At 63.8% G+C, this 17,553-nt stretch carries 14 protein-coding genes; 12 read left to right on the forward strand and 2 right to left on the reverse strand.

Annotated features, from left to right (window positions below):
* Window positions 1–226 precede the first annotated feature (226 nt).
* Window positions 227–1,177, reverse strand: a complete 951-nt coding sequence (locus NKI95_RS23805) for an AEC family transporter (protein ID WP_352719623.1) — start codon at window positions 1,175–1,177, stop codon at window positions 227–229.
* 150 nt (window positions 1,178–1,327) lie between these two features.
* Between NKI95_RS23805 and NKI95_RS23810 the strand changes: the two genes are divergently transcribed.
* The 7 genes from NKI95_RS23810 to NKI95_RS23840 all read left to right on the forward strand — a co-directional run bounded on the left by NKI95_RS23810 (window position 1,328) and on the right by NKI95_RS23840 (window position 10,169).
* Entirely contained in the window at window positions 1,328–4,339 is a 3,012-nt protein-coding gene (locus tag NKI95_RS23810) for a caspase family protein (RefSeq protein ID WP_352719624.1), read from the forward strand.
* 106 nt (window positions 4,340–4,445) lie between these two features.
* Entirely contained in the window at window positions 4,446–4,994 is a 549-nt protein-coding gene (locus NKI95_RS23815; protein ID WP_352719626.1) for a histidine phosphatase family protein, read from the forward strand.
* Window positions 4,995–5,205: 211 nt separating this feature from the next.
* Entirely contained in the window at window positions 5,206–5,490 is a 285-nt protein-coding gene (locus tag NKI95_RS23820; RefSeq protein ID WP_023719977.1) for an acyl carrier protein, read from the forward strand.
* Between the two features lie 38 nt (window positions 5,491–5,528).
* On the forward strand, window positions 5,529–6,716 hold the full coding sequence (locus NKI95_RS23825) for a beta-ketoacyl-ACP synthase (RefSeq protein ID WP_352719628.1): 1,188 nt from the start codon (window positions 5,529–5,531) through the stop codon (window positions 6,714–6,716).
* A 75-nt stretch (window positions 6,717–6,791) separates the two neighbouring features.
* Window positions 6,792–8,063: a beta-ketoacyl-ACP synthase gene (locus tag NKI95_RS23830; RefSeq protein ID WP_352719629.1), complete on the forward strand. Its 1,272-nt coding sequence runs from the start codon at window positions 6,792–6,794 to the stop codon at window positions 8,061–8,063.
* An 83-nt stretch (window positions 8,064–8,146) separates the two neighbouring features.
* Window positions 8,147–9,175, forward strand: coding sequence for a zinc-binding dehydrogenase (locus tag NKI95_RS23835; RefSeq protein ID WP_352719631.1), 1,029 nt, complete (start codon window positions 8,147–8,149; stop codon window positions 9,173–9,175).
* Between the two features lies 1 nt (window position 9,176).
* Window positions 9,177–10,169 carry a lipid A biosynthesis lauroyl acyltransferase gene (locus tag NKI95_RS23840; protein ID WP_352719632.1) on the forward strand — a complete coding sequence of 331 codons (993 nt, stop codon included), beginning with the start codon at window positions 9,177–9,179 and terminating at the stop codon, window positions 10,167–10,169.
* A 141-nt stretch (window positions 10,170–10,310) separates the two neighbouring features.
* Here NKI95_RS23840 and NKI95_RS23845 read toward each other — a convergent pair whose 3' ends face one another.
* Window positions 10,311–10,739, reverse strand: coding sequence for a L,D-transpeptidase (locus NKI95_RS23845; protein ID WP_352719746.1), 429 nt, complete (start codon window positions 10,737–10,739; stop codon window positions 10,311–10,313).
* 222 nt (window positions 10,740–10,961) lie between these two features.
* On the opposite strand from NKI95_RS23845, the gene NKI95_RS23850 reads away from it, so the two are divergent.
* The 5 genes from NKI95_RS23850 (at window position 10,962) to NKI95_RS23870 (ending at window position 17,516) form a co-directional block, all read left to right on the forward strand.
* Window positions 10,962–12,251, forward strand: a complete 1,290-nt coding sequence (locus NKI95_RS23850; protein ID WP_352719634.1) for an acetylornithine deacetylase/succinyl-diaminopimelate desuccinylase family protein — start codon at window positions 10,962–10,964, stop codon at window positions 12,249–12,251.
* A gap of 130 nt (window positions 12,252–12,381) precedes the next feature.
* Window positions 12,382–13,860 carry an ABC transporter substrate-binding protein gene (locus NKI95_RS23855; protein ID WP_352719636.1) on the forward strand — a complete coding sequence of 493 codons (1,479 nt, stop codon included), beginning with the start codon at window positions 12,382–12,384 and terminating at the stop codon, window positions 13,858–13,860.
* 259 nt (window positions 13,861–14,119) lie between these two features.
* On the forward strand, window positions 14,120–15,067 hold the full coding sequence (locus NKI95_RS23860; RefSeq protein WP_352719638.1) for an ABC transporter permease: 948 nt from the start codon (window positions 14,120–14,122) through the stop codon (window positions 15,065–15,067).
* Complete coding sequence (locus NKI95_RS23865; RefSeq protein WP_352719640.1) at window positions 15,064–15,897, forward strand: ABC transporter permease; 834 nt, start codon at window positions 15,064–15,066, stop codon at window positions 15,895–15,897. The genes NKI95_RS23860 and NKI95_RS23865 overlap by 4 nt, the downstream gene beginning before the upstream one ends.
* Entirely contained in the window at window positions 15,894–17,516 is a 1,623-nt protein-coding gene (locus NKI95_RS23870; protein ID WP_352719641.1) for an ABC transporter ATP-binding protein, read from the forward strand. The genes NKI95_RS23865 and NKI95_RS23870 overlap by 4 nt, the downstream gene beginning before the upstream one ends.
* Window positions 17,517–17,553 lie beyond the last annotated feature (37 nt).

A 17,553-nucleotide genomic window follows, 5' to 3' on the forward strand; every position in this document is an offset into this window, starting at 1 on the left:
GCCCAGGGCAAGCCCCGCAAGCAATCACAAGATGGCATATAGGGTTTGGGCCAGCCAAAGCGAGAGCGATGCAGCCAAGGCTCCAGGGTATGTTGAGATTCAGGTCAGGCCGAGTCGAGAATGGTGGGTTCCGAGAACCGGAACGGAGCGGACATTGGGTCCGTGAGTACCGGAAGCGCAGGAAACCGCCGTTCGCAGGCCGGCATCACCTGAATATCAACATGCCCTACCCAAAAACATGGACGACCACGGTCAGCCAAAACGCAGTGGTCACGACCGCACAGGCGGTGGCGATGGTCATCTGGTTCGATGCCAGCGCCTGGCCGGTGTTGAACTGCACCGCGATGAGATAGGAATTGATGCCGGACGGCAACGCTGCAACCATGACCGCTACCTTGGCCGTCAATGGCGGCAGGCCGATCAGCCAGACCAGGCCGAGAACCAGCGCCGGCATCAGGAACAGTTTCAGCGCCGACAGCGCCAGCGCCGGCTTTACATTGCCGGAAATGCCGAAACGGCGCAGGCTGAGCCCCATGGCGAACAGCGCCACCGGGGCGGCCGTGCCGGCCAGCGCGTCGCTCAGCCGCGTCGCAAGCGCCGGCAGCGGCGCACCGGTGAAGCGCCACGCCAGCCCAGCCAGTATGCCGATGATCAGCGGGTTGATGAATACCCTCCTGAGAAAGCTCCTGACGACGCGGAGCGGATGCACAGGCTCGCTGCCGCCGCGGCCGAACATCTCGAACAGGATGATCGAGGCCATCATCATCACCGGCAGGTGAATGGAAACGAGCAGTGACAGCACTTCGAACCCGGCCGGCCCGAACACGCCGATGATGAAGGGCGCGCCGAGCAGGACAACGTTGGAGTAGGACGACGACACGCCGCCGACGACGCCGGCGCGGGCGTCTCGCCCGAAGACGCGCGTAATGACCAGATGGCCGGCGGCCCAGGTGAGCGCGACCGCCGCGAAATAGGCGCCCCATAGCGACCACGGCGCCACGCCGTGGAAATCAGCCTTTATCATGGTCTGGAACAGCAACAGCGGCATTGCCACGTTGATGGCGAATTCGGATACGCCCTCGCCGCTCGCCGGCTTCAAATAGCCGGTGAACCCGGCAAGATAGCCGAGCCCGACGAGACTGAAGACGAAAAGGACGGTTTCGGTAAGCGGAGACATTTTTCCCGTGATAGGCGAGCCCTGATCGCGGCGCAATCGCCCTTCCCTGACGAATGTACCGGCCAACAATCCGGCCGCTCGGATCTTGCCCGAATTTGCTCATGGTTGGATGCCAGCGCTATACAGGGCTGTAGGGGGAACACGCGGCGAATGGGCGCTGTCGGAAATCGGCATTTCTTCAAGCAGGGATGGCTGACGGCCTTCGTCGGCGCCCTGCTTTGCCTCGTGGTGGCCTCGGCTCATGCTTCGGAGCCGGCGAGCCTCAAGGGCGTGGCGCTGATCGTCGGCCAGTCGAGATACCAGCACATAGCGGCTCTTCCCAACCCCGCCAACGACGCCCGCGACATCGCCAAGATGCTGACCGATCTCGGCTTCGACGCGCGCAGCGTCACCGACCGCGATGCGGCAAAACTGAAGCGCGACCTCGAACGTTTCGCCGAGGATGCCGAGGACGCCGACGTCGCCTTGATCTACTATTCCGGCCACGGCATCGAGGCCGGCGGCGAAAACTATCTGGTGCCGGTCGACGCCGACGTTTCTTCATTGAAGGACGCCGATCAGGCCCTGGTGCCGATTTCCGCCGTCATGGACGAACTGAAGACGACCGTGCCGGTAACGATCATGCTGCTCGATGCCTGCCGCACTAACCCGTTTCCCGCGGATGCGGTGCTGCGCCGGGCGCCCACGGCCTCGGCCTCGCCGATCGGCGCCGGCGGGCTGGAGCCGGTGCGCGGCGCCAGGGCACTGGCGGACGCGACCGCGACGGAAAATCTGGGAACGGTGATCGGCTTTGCCGCCGAGCCAGGGCGGCCGGCACTCGACGGCATCGTCGGCGAAAACAGCCCCTACGCAGCGGCACTTCTGCGCCACCTCGCGGCAATGAAGGGCACAGAGTTCGGCTCGGTCATGCGCATGGTGACCGAGGAGGTCTATCTCGACACCAAGGCAAAGCAGCGGCCATGGGTCAATGAAAGCCTGCGCCGGCTGCTCTATTTCGGCGTAGCACCGCAGGAACCGACCGGCGACGACGGGCTGATCACCGGCGAGCGGCGGCAATTGCTGCTGACGATCGCCGAGTTGCCGGACCCCAAGCGGGCACAGGTCGAACTGGCCTCGCTGCAGGACGGCGTGCCGCTCGACGCGCTTTATGGCGTGTTGAAGGCGCTCGGCACCGAAAAGATGCCGGAGGACCCCACCGACCTGCAAAAGCTGCTCGATGCTCAGGCCGAGCGCCTGAAGAAGATGATCTCCGAGCGCAACGCGCTGCGCACCGACGACCCCGAGATCAGCCGCCTTGTCGCCTCGGCCGACAAGGCGATCGGCCAGGGCGCTATCGTCACTGCGCGCAACTTGCTCGACCAGGCAGTGGGCCGGGTCGAGCAGGCCAGCGGCGTGGTCGACCAGGCAGAGGATCTGGTCAGGCAGAAGCGTCTTGCCGACGCGGCGATCTATGCCAGGCGCGCCGACGCTTCGGCGCTGGTCTTCGACTATCTGTCGGCCGCCAACGACTACGGCAAGGCCTTCTCGCTGGTCGAGAAATGGGACGACAGACTGCGCTGGAACTACAAGAACCAGGAGGCGGAAGCGCTGAATGCGCATGGCAACGCCACCGGCGACAGGCAAGCGCTGCAGCGCGCCATCGACGCCTACCGTGTCATCCTGAATTTCATCGCCAGTGGCGAGCAGAACCGCGATTGGGCGATCACCCGCAACAACATGGCTGTGGTGCTGCAGACGATCGGCGAGCGCGAGCGCCAGACCGACCGGCTGGAAGAGGCTGCGAAAATCTTTCGCGATTCGCTTGCCGTGTTCGAGCGCGAGAAGGACGATCTCAACTGGGCGGCCGCCCAGAACAACCTGGCCAATGTGCTGCTGAAGATCGGCGAACGCGAGAGCGACCCGAAACGCCTGAACGAGGCAGTGGTGGCGATGCGCGCCACGCTGGAGAAGCGGCCGCGCGACAAAGTCCCGCTGGACTGGGCCGCCTCGCAAAGCAACCTTGGCCTTGCGCTTTACGCGCTTTCGGAACGCGAACCGGGTGGCGAGCGCCTGACCGAGGCCGAGGCCGCCTACCGGCTGGCGCTTGAAGAATACACGCGCGAAAAGGCTCCCGTTCAGTGGGCGATGGTTCAGAACAATCTCGGCAACACGCTGGTGTCGCTCGGCACGCAACGCAACGACAAGGCGAAAATCGACGAGGCAGCCGACGCCTTCCGCGCCGCGCTCGAAATCCGCACCCGCGACACCTTCCCGCTCTCCTGGGCGAGCAGCCGTCTCAATCTGGGTAATGCGCTGAGCAGCGCTGCCCGTTTCGACCTCGGCACCGGCCTGCTCGAAGAGGCGGCTGCCGCCTATGGCGACGCGCTGACCATATTCACACGCCAGCGTTTTCCGATGGATTGGGCTTCAGCGGAGAACAATCTCGGCTCGATCTATCAGACGCTCGGCCAGCGCACCCGCGACGCTGCCAAACTTGAGCAATCGGCCGCCGCATACCGGGCGGCACGGCGGGTCTATACCAAGAAGCAGTTTCCGCTCGACTGGGCGATGACCCATTACAATCTCGGCAACACGCTGCAACTGCTCGGCGGCGTGACCGACAAGCCGGTGCACTATGAGGAGGCGATCGAGGCCTATCGCGATGCACTGCGCGAATACAAGCGCGAGACGACGCCGCGGCAATGGGCGCTGGCGCAGGCCGGCCTCGGCTCGGCGCTGCAATGGCTGAGCATGAGCGAAGCCGATCCCGGCAAACTGGCCGCTTCGATCGCCGCGCGCCGGGCGGCGCTGGAGGTGCTGACCTTCGAGGCCTCGCCCGTCGACTGGGCGAACGCGCAGAACGGCATCGGCATGAGCCTGATCAATCTCGGCAATCTCGAACGGACCGGCAAGTATCTGGACGAAGCCGAAGCCGCCTTCGAGGCGACAATCAAGGTCTTCACCCGCGAAGGCCAGCCGATGCAATGGGCCTTCGAGCAGAATAATCTCGGCGACGTCCACTGGAACCGCGGCAGCTATGGCGGCGGCAATGCCGAATACCACAAGGCGATCGAATTCTTCGAGAACGCCAAGCAGGGCTTTACCGAAGCCGGCTACACAATCCCCATCCCGCTGACCGACCGCAAGATCGATCTGGTGAAGAAGCAGATAGCGAAGAAATAGGCGTTTCGGCCGCAGGTTGCACTCGGCTTGTCTTTCAGCCGGCTTTGCCGTCCCTATATGCCGGTCACCGGGGACCTGCCTGCCGGTCACCCGAAAAGGATGTCTGATGCTTCGATTTGTGCTGGCGCTGCTGTTGCTTGCCGTTTCCGCCACAGCCCATGCGACGGAAGCCGGCTGGGCGCTGCTGCGCGATGGCGGACATGTGGTGCTGCTGCGCCATGCCATGGTCACCGGCACCACCGATGCGGCCAATTTCGACCTCAGCAAATGCGCCACCCAGGTCAACCTCTCGGAGCGCGGCAAGCAACAGGCGCGCAAGATCGGCGCGCTGTTTGGCGCCCGCGCGGCACCGGTCGAGCGCGTGCTGTCCAGCCGCTATTGCCGCTGCCTCGAGACCGCCCGCATCGCTTTCGAAAGCGAGCCGGAGCCGTTCGCACCGCTTGACCTGCTGAAGACCGACGAAAAGGAGAAGGCCGCCCAGATCGCCGCGATCGTAGCCGAAATCCGCGGCTATTCCGGATCCGACAATCTGGTCATGGTCACGCATCTCGAAAACATCAAGGAACTGACCGGCATCTCGCCGCGTGAAGGCGAAGCCGTGATCGTCGAGCCGCAGGGCGACGGCCTGCGGGTACTCGGCCGCGTTACGTTCTGAGGCGTCGTCGCTCCTCACGTCGAGCGAGATAGCTGTTGCCGAAATGCCACTGCCACGAGAAGTCGTGGTTGGATTCCGATCTCATCTTGCTCTGCCTGGGCAGCCAGCCCATCTGCGCGCGGCGTATCAGGCCTTTTCCTGCCCGGAAAAACCGATTAGACAGCGCCAAACACATGCGGACAGATTCCGCCCGCAATCGAAGGAAAAGCCCTTGTCCACCACGTTCGACAAAGTCGCCAAGATCATCGCCGACACCAGCGAGATCGATATCGAGACGATCACGCCCGAAAGCCACACCATCGACGATCTCGGCATCGACAGCCTCGACTTCCTCGACATCGTCTTTGCCATCGACAAGGAATTCGGCATCAAGGTGCCGTTGGAAAAGTGGACGCAAGAGGTCAACGACGGCAAGGCTTCGACCGACGACTATTTCGTCATGAAGAACCTGTGCGCCAAGATCGACGCGCTCGTCGCCGCCAAGAACGCTACCTGAGCACAGCGCTTGACGCGCCCGACCCACAACAGCCGCCCATGAACCCCCACGACGTCGTCATATCAGGCATCGGCCTTGTCTCGTCGCTGGGCGAGGGTCCGGATGCGCATTGGCAAAAGCTTGTCCAGCCGCGCCTTGAGCCGGTTCTGGAGGCCTCGCGCTTCTCGCCCTATACAGTCCATCCGCTGCCGGAGATCGACTGGAACCTGCAGATCGCCAAGCGTGGCGACCAGCGGCAGATGGAGACCTGGCAGAGGCTCGGCACCTATGCGGCCGGCCTTGCGCTCGACGATGCCGGCATCAAGGGCAATGACGAACTCTGCGCGACCATGGACATGGTGGTGGCCGCCGGCGGCGGCGAGCGCGACGAGGCGGTCGACGCGGCCATTCTCGCGGCATCGGAAAGCCGCAACGACCGCGACGTGCTGCTCAACGAGAAGCTGACCACAGAATTGCGCCCGACGCTGTTTCTGGCACAGCTTTCCAACCTGCTCGCCGGCAACATCTCGATCGTCCACAAGGTGACGGGATCGTCGCGCACCTTCATGGGCGAGGAAGGTGCGGGCGTCGCCGCTGTCGAGACGGCGGCCGCGCGCATCCGCTCCGGCCAGTCGACGCATATACTGGTCGGCGGCGCTTTCCAGACCGAACATTCCGACATGCTGCTCGGCTATGAACTGGCCGGCTACCTGCATCGCGGCCCGTGGCGGCCGGTCTGGCAAAGGCAAGGTGCCGAAGGTGGCGGTGTGGTGACCGGATCCGGCGGCGCGTTTCTCGTCCTGGAGCAGCGCGAGCACGCGGAAAGCCGTGGCCGGAAGATCTATGCGGAACTCGGTCCGGTCTTGTCCGGCCGTGCCAGGCGCAGGCGGGTCGAACTCGACGGTGAGATCGCAGCGCTGCTGAAGCAAGCCGCATTGCCGGACGGCGAACTGCTGGCGATCTCCGGCGCTTCGGGCGCCCATGCCGCGACCGTCGCCGAGAAATCGGCACTCGAGGCCAATCCGGCGATCGCCGCACGCGGCTTTTCGACGCTGACCGGCCACATGAAGGAAGCGCAGTTCCCCTTTGCCGTGGCGCTGGCGGCCCTGGCTGTCGACCGCAAGGCCGCCTATCCTGTCTTCGACGCCACAGTCGAAAGACCGTTTGCCGGCGTCCCGAAGACCGTCCTTGCAACGGCGATCGGCTATCACCAATTCGAGGGCATGGCGCTGATCAAAGCCGCCTAGAGCATCGGACAGAAAAGTGTGACGCGGTTTTCGGGCGATCCGATGCTCCAAGAGAAACAGGTTTTTGGACAACAAATGGCCAATCTGAATGACCACATGGGCAGGCCCATCGTCGCCGTCACCGGCATCGGCGTGGTGACGTCGCTCGGTGTCGGCAAAGCCGACAATTGGGCTGCACTGACATCAGGCAAATCCGGCATCCATCCGATCACCCGCTTCCCGGTCGATCATCTCAACACTCGCATCTCCGGCATGGTCGATTTCCTGCCGTCGAGCTCCAAGGGCGCCAGTCTCCTCACCTATGAGCTTGCCGAAACCGCCGCCCAGGAAGCGATGTCGGAGGCGGGCCTCGATGCCGGCGATTTCGGGGGACCGCTGTTCCTCGCTTCGCCGCCGGTCGAGCTCGACTGGAGCGAGCGCTTTTCGCTCTACAATTCCGACACGCACGATACCGGCGCCGAGAGGCTGCTGCGGGTGGCGCGCGGCCTCAGGGAACTCGACATTTTCGAGACTACCCAGTTCGGTTCGATCGCCGACCGGCTTGCCGACCGTTTCGGCACGCGCGGCCTGCCGATTACGCTGTCGACCGCCTGCGCTTCGGGCGCCACGGCGATCCAGCTCGGCGTCGAGGCGATCCGCCGCGGCGAATGCGACAGGGCGCTGTCGATTGGCGCCGACGGCTCGGCGACCGCCGAGGCGCTGATCCGCTTCTCGCTTCTATCGGCGCTCTCCACCCATAACGACATCCCTGAAAGGGCCTCAAAACCCTTCTCCAAGGATCGCGACGGCTTCGTGCTGGCCGAAGGTTCGGGCGCCCTTGTGCTGGAATCGCTGGAGGCAGCACTTGCCCGCGGCGCCACCATTCTCGGCATATTGCGCGGCTGCGGCGAAAAGGCCGACGACTTCCATCGCACCCGCTCCAAGCCGGACGGTTCGCCGGCGATCGCGGCGGTGCGCGCCGCTCTTGCCGATGCCGGCCTGAGCGAGGACGGGATCGATTATGTCAACGCCCATGGCACCTCGACGCCCGAAAACGACAAGATGGAGCATTTGTCGCTGTCGACGGTGTTCGGCGAGCGGATCTCGTCGATGCCGGTCTCGTCCAACAAGTCGATGATCGGCCATACCCTATCGGCTGCCGGTGCTGTCGAGGCTGCATTTTCGCTGATGACGATGCGCGAAAGCGTCATTCCGCCGACCATCAACTACGACAATCCCGACCCGGCGATCGTGCTCGACGTGGTGCCGAACACCAAGCGGAACGCCGAGGTCGGCACGGTCCTGTCGAACTCCTTCGGCTTCGGCGGCCAGAACACCTGCCTTGTCATGGCGCGGGAACCGGTCTAAGCGACCGTTCCGCTCTAGCACTGTTGTCGTGCGCATGGTCCTTTCCGAAACGGTTCTCGGTCCTGCGCAACCTGGGATCTGGCATGCGCGCATTGCAACTTATCGAGGATCGCCGGCTTGAAACGGTGGACCTGCCACCACCGCCGCCGCCTTCGCTCGGCGAGGTGACGCTGCGCATCAAGGCCGTGGCGCTGAACCACATCGACGTCTGGGGCTGGCGCGGCATGGCCTTCGCCAAGCGCAAGCTGCCGCTGGTCGTCGGCGCCGAGGCCTCGGGCGAGGTCGAGGCGGTCGGCCCCGGCGTTTCCAGCCTTGTGCCTGGGCAATTGGTGTCGATCTATGGCGCCCGCACCTGCGGTCTTTGCCGCGCCTGCCGCGAAGGCCGCGACAATCTTTGCGAGCATGTTTCGGGCGTGCACGGCTTCCATCTCGACGGCTTTGCGCAGGAAAAGATCAACCTGCCGGCGCGTCTTCTGGTCGCTGCCCCGCCCGGCGTCACCGAGATCGGCGCGGCGGTGGCGCCTGTCACCTTCGGCACGGTCGAGCATATGCTGTTCGACAATGCCCGGCTGCAGCCCGGCGAGACGATACTGATCCATGCCGGCGGTTCCGGCATCGGCTCCGCCGCGATTCAGCTGGCCAAGAAGATGGGCTGCACGGTCATCACCACCGTCGGCTCGAACGACAAGATTGACAAGGCCAAGGCGCTCGGCGCCGACCACGTCATCAATTACCGCGACGACCGCTTCGAAGGCGTCGTGCGCAAGCTGACGAAGAAGAAGGGCGTCGACGTGGTGTTCGAGCATGTCGGCGCCGACACCTTTGCCGCCTCGATGCTGTGCCTCAAACGCGGCGGCCGGCTGGTCACCTGTGGCTCGACCTCCGGCGTGTCGACACAGATCAATTTGATGCAGTTGTTCCAGCAGCAACTGAAGCTGCTCGGCTCGTTCGGCTGCCGCATGGAAAACATGGCCGACGCTATGCAGAAGATGGCGGCGGGCCTGGTCGCGCCGGTGATCGACACCGAGGTCGGCTTCGACGGCATCGATGCGGCGCTGAAGCGCATGGAAGGCCGCGACGTCTTCGGCAAGATCATCCTGCGCGTCGGCTGAAATGATCGGCAACGCCTTCAGGAAGATCCGCAGGGACGTGGGATTCCGCTATGGCAGGCGGCTTCGCCAGTTCAACTACTGGCTGGTCGCGCGCGTCGCGATGATCATCATCTCCGCGCTGCGCCTGCTGCCGCCCGACAGGGCGGTCAATTTCGCCGACAGCGCTGCCCGCCGCATCGGCGCTTGGGTAGCGCGCCATCAGGTTGCTGTCGACAATCTGCGCAAGGCCTATCCCGAAAAGAGCGACGCCGAGATCGAGGCGATCGCTTCCGACATGTGGGGCAACATGGCTCGCCTGGCCGCCGAATATATCTTCCTCGATGCTCTGTTCGACTACGATCCCGCTGCGACGAAGCCGGGCCGCATCGAGGTCAGGGGCGTGGAGCATTTCGTGCGCATTGCGGGCGAGGACAAGCCGCATATCGTCTTTACCGGGCATCTCGGCAATTTCGAGTTGCTGCCTGTCGCGGCCGCCACGTTCGGCATGAACATCACGGCGCTGTTTCGCCCGCCCAACAACCCTTACCTCGCCGACTACATCCTCTCGACCCGCCGCTCGAGCATGGGATCGCTGCTGCCGTCTTCGACCGGTGCCTCGTTCGCACTTGCGGCCATCCTCGAGAAAGGCGGCAATATTGGCGTGCTGGTCGACCAGAAATTCACCGGCGGGCTCGAGACGACATTCTTCGGCCGCCCCTGCGAGAGCAACCGGGTTCTCGGCACCCTGGCGCGCCACTACGATTGCGATGTCTACCCGGCGCGCTGCGTGCGCCTGCCGAACAACCGTTTCCGGCTCGAAATCGAGGACAAGCTCACCCTGCCGCGCACCGCCGGCGGCAGTGTCGACGTCCGCGCCACCACCCAGCTTCTCAACGACGTGGTTGAGCGCTGGGTGCGCGAAGACCCCGGCCAGTGGATGTGGTTCCACAAACGCTGGGAGATCAGCGGCCGCAAGAAGCGTCGGCCGGCGACAGTGCGCGACAAAGCCGCCTGAGCGGACCATCTTTTTGGGCACAAGCCTTATTTTGTTCTTGCTTTGTGCCGGCAGCTATGCTACTAATCTCGGTATGGTGCATCTCGCGCCGACGAACCCGCCGCTCCGGCGGGTTTTTTATTGCGGGCCGAGGAGCAGGCCCTAATTCGTCACGAGGATCCGCGTATTGCCGAAGCCGGCTTTGCGTACCATCGAATAGAACGCGGCGGCGTTGCTGGGGTGGAGGCGCACACAGCCATGCGATGCCGGGCGCCCCAATTGCCGGATCGCGCCGGTGCCGTGGATGGCATAGCCGCCGCGGAAGAACACCGAATAGGGCATCGGCGACATGTCGTATTTGCGCGAATACCACATCCGGGCCGTCCGCTGTGGACGATAGCTGCCGCGCGGCGTGATGTAGCCTTTGCGGGCGGTGGAAACGCTCCACCGGTAATACGAAAACCCGTATCTTACCGTCATCGTCTGTGAGGAAATATCGATGTTCGCGACCAGGCTGGCCGCCCGGCTCTCGAACGACGAACCGAGCAGCATCGCCATTAATGCCGCTGCCATGAGAACAGTGTTTTTCATGCAATCAAACCCCTTTGATGCCCCTTGCCTGCCCGCTGTCACGCTGTTCTCCAGCGTTTTGATGGCAAGCCAGCGAGCTAACACCTACTCCCTGACGATTTCACCAATCCAAAGCAGCGAATTTGAACGATTTCCCGCAATAGTTGCCGTAACGACACGCAATCGCCCGGCAATTCGCCATTGGGCTTGCAAAATCGCCTCATCCGCTGCTCAATTCACCGAATGACCGAACGGAACGAACGGCTCCTCAAGGCAATCGATGACCGAGCCGATGATCTGGTTGCGCTGACCGCGGATCTGATCCGCTTTCCGACCATCAATCCGCCGGGCGAAGCCTATCGGCCATGTGCCGAATATATCGGCGCGCGGTTGAAGAAGCGTGGTTTTGAGATCGAATTCATTCGTGCCGAAGGCACGCCCGGCGACACTGATCGTTATCCGCGCGTCAACGTCGTCGCCCGCTTCGATGGCCGGGCGCCGGGTGCTTGCGTGCACTTCAATTCGCATATCGACGTGGTCGAGCCCGGCGACGGCTGGAGCCTCGATCCGTTCGCCGGCATCGTCAGGGATGGCAAGGTCTATGGGCGCGGCGCTTGCGACATGAAAGGCGGGCTTGCCGCCTCGATCATCGCCGCTGAAGCCTTCATGGAGGTCTTTCCCGATTTTCCCGGCGCTATCGAGATTTCGGGCACGGTCGACGAGGAGTCCGGCGGCTTTGGCGGCGTCGCGCATCTGGCGAAGCTCGGCTATTTCTCCAGGCCGAAGGTCGACCACGTCATCATTCCCGAGCCGCTCAACAAGGACCGCATCTGCCTCGGCCATCGCGGCGTCTGGTGGGCGGAGATCGAGAGCAAGGGCGAGATCGCGCACGGCTCGATGCCGTTCCTCGGCGACAATGCGGTACGCCATATGGGCGCCGTGCTGCAGGCCTTCGAGGACGAATTGTTTCCGGCGCTCGACCGCAAGATGACGCGCATGCCGGTCGTGCCCGAAGGCGCAAAACGCTCGACCATGAACATCAACTCGATTCATGGCGGCCAGACGGAGGATTTCCGGCCCGGCCTGCCCTCGCCCAACGTGCCCGATTCCTGCCGGCTGACCATCGACCGCCGCTTCCTGCTCGAAGAGGATCTCGCTACGGTCAAGAGCGAGGTGACCGATATCCTGGAACGGCTGAAGCGCGAGCGCAAAAAGTTCGATTACGAAATCCGCGATCTGATGGAGGTGCTGCCGCTGATGACCGAGCGCGATGCGCCGGTGGTTAAGGCGATCGCGCAAGGCATCATGGAGATATTCGACCGCGAACCGGATTACGTGATTTCGCCCGGCACCTACGACCAGAAGCACATCGCCCGCATCGGCCACATCTATGACTGCATCGCCTATGGCCCGGGCATTCTCGACCTCGCCCACCGGCCCGACGAATGGGTCGGCATTGCCGACATGCTGGACTCGGCAAAGGTGATGGCGATCGGCCTCGACGTTCTGCTGAGGGGCGCCGGCCCGCGATGATCCGGCCATGGGCGGAAAAACATTCCTCCCGGCGTCGGCGGGCGGTACGAAACGCAATTTACTCGGCGGCGAATTCACGCTTCTATCCGCCCGGGTTTGAGCACGTATTTTAGATATGGGGAGTTGCACGATGAAATTGTGGAAAACCATTCTGGCCGCCGCGGCGCTGGCGTTGGTCGCTGGAACCTCGGCGATGGCCGCGCGCACCGACCTGGTCATCGGCATTACGCTCGAACCCCCGCATCTAGACCCGACCGCGGGTGCCGCGGCGGCGATCGACGAGGTGCTCTATCCCAATGTCTTCGAGGGCCTGACCCGCATCGGCCCGAACGGCGAAGTGCTGCCCGATCTCGCCGAAAGCTGGAGCATTTCCGACGACGGCAAGGTCTACACTTTCAAGCTGCATACCGGCGTGAAATTCCATGACGGCACCGACTTCAACGCCGACGACGTGAAATTCTCGCTCGACCGGGCCCGCGCCGACAATTCCGTCAACGCGCAAAAGGGCCTGTTTGCCGCCATCGACAAGGTCGAGGTCGTCGATCCCACGACGGTGACGGTCACGCTGAAGAACCCGCAGGGCTCCTTCCTCTACAATATGGGCTGGGGCGACGCGGTTATCGTGGCGCCTGAGACAGCCGACACCAACAAGGAAAAGCCGATCGGCACCGGCCCGTTCAAATTCCAGAACTGGGCCAAGGGCTCATCGATCACGCTGGTCAAGTCGGACAATTACTGGGGCGCCCCGGTATTTCTCGACAAGGCCGAGTTCCGCATCATTCCAGATGCTGCCGCCGCCGTTCCGGCGCTGCTTTCCGGCGACGTCCAGGCCTTTCCGTTCTTCGACCCCGACAGCGTCGCCCAGGTCAAGGACGACCCACGCTTCAAGGTGGTGATCGGCTCGACCGAGGGTGAAACCATCCTGTCGATCAACAACAAGAAGCCGCCCTTCGACAAGCTGCAGGTCAGGCAGGCGATTTCTTTTGGGCTCGATCGCAAGGCGATCATCGACGGCGCCTCGGCCGGCCTCGGCGTGCCGATCGGCTCGCACATGTCGCCCGCCAGCAAAGCCTATGTCGACCTCACCGGCCTCTATCCGCACAATGTGGAGAAGGCCAAGGAATTGCTGAAGGAAGCCGGCCTGGAGAATGGCTTCAAGGCGACGCTCAAGCTGCCGCCGCCCTCCTACGCGCGGCTTGGTGGCGAGATCATCGCCTCCGAGCTTCGCGAAATCGGCATCGATCTCGAGATCATACCGGTTGAATGGGCGCAATGGCTTGATCAGGTCTTCACCAAGAAGGATTACGACCTGACCATCGTTTCCCACACCGAGCCCAATGACATCGATATCTATTCGCGCAAGGACTATTACTTCAATTACGACAATCCGGCCTTCGACAAGATCATCGACGAGCTGAACCTTACCTCCGACGAGGCCAAGCGCATGACGCTGCTCGGTGAGGCGCAGAAGGTCCTGGCCGACGACGCCGTGGTCGGCTTCCTCTACGAGCTGCCGAAGGTCGGCGTCTGGGACGCCAAACTGCAGGGCCTGTGGGAAAACGCCCCGATCCAGGCCAACGACCTGACCAAGGTGAAGTGGACGGAGTGAGGGGTCGCTGGGCAAAGAGGCGAAGCTTGCGTTCCCGCCCACCCCCCTCTGCCCTGCCGGGCATCTCCCCCTCAAGGGGGGAGATTGGCAGTTTCCACGCTGGCACTGTCCTTGCAACGCTAGTGGTTAGCGAAAGCGGCGATGAGGGCTCAATCTCCCCCCTTGCGGGGGAGATGTCCGGCAGGACAGAGGGGGGTGGGCGGGAACGCAAGCTTCGCCCGGTTTTTGCGTCCGGCAACACAGCGGTTCCTCAACGTCCATGACCGCCTACCTCCTCAAGCGCCTCGCCATCGCCGCCGTCACGCTGGTTCTGGCCTCGATGGTGGTCTTTGCCGTGCTGGAGATCATTCCCGGCGATCCGGCGCGGCTGATGCTTGGCCTGAACGCCAGCGCCGACCAGATCGAATTGCTGCGCAACCAGATGGGTCTCAACGCTCCCGTCGTGCTGCGCTATCTGCATTGGGCCGGCGGCTTGCTGAGCCTCGATTTCGGCCGTTCCTACACCTATTCGGTGCCGGTCATCGATCTGGTCCGTGAGCGCCTCGTCGTCTCTCTGCCGCTGGCACTGATGGCGCTGGCGCTGTCCACCGTCATTGCCATTCCGGTCGGACTGTTTTCCGCCAGCCGGCGCGGCCGCACCGGCGACACGATCGCGATGGGTGCCGCCCAGCTTGGCGTCGCCGTGCCAAATTTCTGGTTTGCGCTGATGCTGATCTATCTTTTCGCCGTCTGGCTGCGGCTGGTGCCTGGCGGCGGCTTTCCCGGCTGGGGCGCCGGCGTCTGGCCGGCGCTGAAATCGCTGCTTCTGCCGGCGGTCGCTCTCGCTCTGCCGCAGGCGGCAATCCTCGCCCGGGTCACTCGCTCGGCGCTGATCGAAGTGCTGAACGAGGACTACATCCGAACCGCCCGCGCCAAGGGCCTGCCCTACCGCCTTGTCTTGTGGCGGCATGCGCTGCGCAACGCCATGATCCCGGTGGTCACCATTCTAGGCCTGCAATTCGCTTTCCTGCTTGCCGGCACCATCATCATCGAGAACGTCTTCTATTTGCCTGGCCTCGGCCGGCTGGTGTTCCAGGCGATCAACCAGCGTGACCTGATCGTGGTCGAGAGCGTCGTCATGCTGCTGGTTGCCGCCGTCATCGTCGTCAATTTCGTTGTCGATCTCTCCTATGCGGTGGTCGATCCGCGCCTGAGAGGCAGGCAATGACGCTGCTGGCCAAGGCGTTTCGAAACCGTTCGTTCCTCGCCGGCTTCGTCGTCACCGCACTGGTGGCTGCGGTCGCGATCCTCTCCTTCTTGTGGACGCCTTACGACGTCACCAGGCTGGTCATTTCCGACAAGACCCAGGCGCCATCGTTGGCGCACTGGTTCGGCACGGACCATTTCGGTCGCGACATCCTGTCGATGATCATGGTCGGCGCCCGCAATTCGATTGCAGTGGCTCTGGTGGCGGTCGGCATCGGCATGGGCATCGGTGTGCCGCTCGGCGCCTTTGCCGCGGCGCGCGGCGGCTTCGCCGACGACGTGCTGATGCGGCTGAACGACCTGGTCTTTGCCTTTCCGGCGCTGCTTTCGGCAATCATGATCACCGCCATCTTCGGGCCGGGCGCGTTCAACGCCATCATTGCCATCGGCATCTTCAACATCCCGGTGTTCGCGCGCGTGGCCCGGGCCGGCGCCTTGGCGATCTGGCCGCGCGAATTCATCCTCGCCGCCCGCGCCGCCGGCAAGAGCAGGACGCTGATCAGCATCGAACATGTGCTGCCCAACATCGCCACCTTGCTGCTGGTGCAAGGCACCATCCAGTTCGCGCTGGGCATACTGGCCGAAGCCGGGCTTTCCTATGTCGGGCTGGGCACCCAGCCGCCGATGCCGAGCTGGGGCCGCATGCTGTTCGACGCCCAGACCCGCATGGTGGTGGCGCCGTGGATGGCGATCTTTCCTGGCATGGCGATTGTCGTCACCGTGCTTGGCCTGAACCTGCTTGGCGACGGCATCGCCGACATCCTCGATCCGAAATCGCGGCGGCAGCGATGAGCCTGCTCGAAATCGACAAGCTGTCGCTGACCATCGGCGACACCGCTATCCTCAGAGACGTCGATTTTTCCGTCGCGGCCGGCGAAGTGATGGGGCTGGTTGGCGAATCCGGCTCCGGCAAATCGATGACGGCGCTTACGGTGATGCAGCTTCTGCCCTGGGCGGCACACGCCAGCGGCCGCATCACCTTCGACGGCATCGACATCCTTGCCGCCAGCGAGGACCAGATGTGCGCACTGCGCGGCGACGACATCGGCATGGTGTTCCAGGAGCCGATGACGGCGCTCAACCCGGTCAAGACCATCGGCGAGCAGGTCGCCGAGGGTATTCGCTGGCACACCAGGGCGAGCCGCGCCGACGCCGAGGAACGAGCGCGAAAAATGCTCGACCGGGTCGGCCTGCCGGCAGCACAATTCCCGCTGTCGCGTTATCCGCACGAACTCTCCGGCGGCCAGCGCCAACGCGTTGTCATTGCCATTGCCTGTGCACTGAAACCCAAGCTGCTGATCGCCGACGAGCCGACGACGGCGCTCGACGTGGTGCTGCAGGCGCAGATCCTCGACCTGCTGCGCGACCTCGTAGCGGAAAACCGCATGGGCCTTCTGCTCATCTCGCACGACCTCGCAGTGGTGACCGAGATGGCGGACCGCATCACCATCCTGCGCCATGGCGAGGTGATGGAGGCCGGCGATACCGCGTGCACGCTGTCCGAACAGCTTCATCCCTACACGCGACAGCTGGCGCAGGCCTCGATGCATGTGCCCGCGCGGGCCAAGACACATGAGGTCGGGCAAGGTAAACCTCTTCTTCAGGTAGACAGCGTGACGCGCGATTATCCGGGACGGCGCATAGCGCTGTTGAAACGCGCAGCTCCGATCCGCGCCGTCGACGATGTCTCGTTCTCGATTGCGCCCGGCCAGTCGGTGGCGCTGGTCGGCCGTTCCGGCTGTGGCAAGTCGACGCTTGCCCGCATGGTCCTGGCGCTGGATAGGCCGACCGCCGGGACGATCCGCTTCCGTGGCGACACCCTCACCGGCAAGAGCGAAGCGGAGCTGAAGCCGGCACGGCGCGACATGCAGGTCGTGTTCCAGGACCCGTATGGCTCCTTCGACCCACGCCAGAAGGTCGAAAGATTGGTGGCAGAGCCGCTGTATGTGCTGGAGAAGACGCCGGCGCCCGCCGCGCGGCGCGAGATGGTGGCGCGTGCGCTGCACGAGGTCGGCCTCTCACCAGGCGACATGGACAAATACCCGCACGAGTTTTCGGGCGGCCAGCGCCAGCGCCTGTCGATCGCCCGCGCCATCATCACCCGGCCGAAGCTGGTCGTCGCCGACGAGCCGGTCTCGGCGCTCGACGTCTCGATCCGCGCCCAGATTCTCGACCTGTTCGCCGAGCTCAACCAGAAACTCGGCATCGCCTATCTGTTCATCACCCATGATCTGACCGTCGCCCGCGCCATCACCGACGAAGTGATGGTCATGCATGACGGCAAGATCGTCGAGCGCGGCAGGACGAGCGAAGTGCTCGACCACCCGCAATCCGAAGCGGCCAAGGCGCTGGTCGCCGCCGCTCCCGATTTGCATCGGGCAATTGCGAAAAGACTGCAGGAACAGGGGTGAGCAGACTTTATTCGCTCGGCGCACGGGCGGGAGAATG

The sequence above is a fragment of the Mesorhizobium sp. M0306 genome, assembly GCF_040321655.1.
GTDB lineage: Bacteria > Pseudomonadota > Alphaproteobacteria > Rhizobiales > Rhizobiaceae > Mesorhizobium.